Below are 907 nucleotides of genomic sequence, written 5' to 3'. Positions count from 1 at the left end.
TACGCGTGCGCGGGCGCGCCGAACTGCCAGCCGCCGACCGGCGGTCCGCTCGCGCGATCGATCGACACGCCGCCAACCCCGCCGAACCACGCGGGCATGCTCCACGCGGCCGCCGCGACGCACTCGCCGAGGCCGAGCGTGATCATCGCGAACGCAGTGCCCGCGCGGCGTGTCGCGAGCATGCCGAACAACAGGCCGAAGCCCGCGCCCGCCACGCCGCCGACGAGCGGCAACAGCGGCAGCGGGCCGCCGAAGCGGTTGAACCAGTGCGCGGCCGCGAACGCGCCGAGGCCCGCGAACGCCGCATGGCCGAACGACAGCAGGCCGGTCGTGCCGAGCTGCAGGTTGTATGACAGCGCGAGCACGACGAGCGCGGCCATCTGCGACAGATAGCCGAGCATCCCGCCGTGCGGCCACAACCACGCGGGCAGCACGAGGCTGCCGGCGAACAGCGCCCAGCGCAGCAGGCCCGCGCGCGTGCAGCTACGCATCGGCACGCTCGCCGAACAGTCCGCGCGGACGCACGACCAGCACCGCGACGAGCAGCAGGTACGGCACGAGCGGCGCGAGTTGCGCGACCGTCACCGCGGCGACGCTGTCCGGCAGCACGACGCCCGTCCATTGCACGACGTCGCGCAACGACATGTCGCTCGCGGCCGCGAAGGTCTGCGCGAAGCCCACCGCGAGCGACGCGGCGAACGCCCCGCCGAGCGAGCCGAGCCCGCCGATCACGACCACCGCGAACACGATCGAGCCGACCGTCTCGGCAAGCGCGGGCTCGATCACCGCGAGCGGCGCACCGATCACGCCGGCCAGCGCCGCGAGCGCGGTGCCCGCGCCGAACAGGCCCGTCATCAGGCGCGGTACGTCGTAGCCGAGCGCCTCGACGGCCGCGCGATGCGTGAGC

At 74.4% G+C, this 907-nt stretch carries 2 pseudogenes; both read right to left on the bottom strand.

The window, feature by feature from the left end:
- A pseudogene (locus G3N94_RS41785) lies at positions 1 to 491 on the bottom strand (branched-chain amino acid ABC transporter permease); the annotation flags it as partial.
- Positions 484 to 907: pseudogene (locus G3N94_RS41780) on the bottom strand (branched-chain amino acid ABC transporter permease); the annotation flags it as partial. The pseudogenes G3N94_RS41785 and G3N94_RS41780, both read right to left, overlap by 8 nt.

It is taken from the genome of Burkholderia sp. Ac-20353, assembly GCF_017104785.1.
GTDB lineage: Bacteria > Pseudomonadota > Gammaproteobacteria > Burkholderiales > Burkholderiaceae > Burkholderia.
This window is presented reverse-complemented; position numbering and strand designations above follow the sequence as displayed.